The 237-nt window shown below is 65.0% G+C and carries 1 protein-coding gene; it reads left to right on the forward strand.

All coding sequences use genetic code 11. The features are described from left to right. Nucleotides 1-237 (forward strand): acyl-CoA dehydrogenase family protein (locus tag RVY79_RS21490; RefSeq protein ID WP_317466651.1); only part of this gene is annotated, 237 nt, incomplete at both ends.

Raw genomic sequence — 237 nt, forward strand, 5'->3', positions numbered from 1 at the left:
GCTCAAGCTCGCCAACATGGAGACCGAGATCGCGCTCGGGCTGCAGGCGGCGCTGCGCGCGGGCCGGATGTTCGACGAGGGCATGCTCGCTCCGGAAGCGATCAGCATCATCAAGCGCAACAATTGCGGCAAGGCGCTCGACATCGCCCGCATCGCGCGTGACATGCATGGCGGCAACGGCATCTCGGCCGAGTTCCATGTGATGCGCCACGCGATCAACCTCGAGACGGTCAACAC

Origin of the sequence: Chromohalobacter sp. HP20-39 (assembly GCF_033052815.1) — a bacterium.
GTDB lineage: Bacteria > Pseudomonadota > Gammaproteobacteria > Pseudomonadales > Halomonadaceae > Chromohalobacter.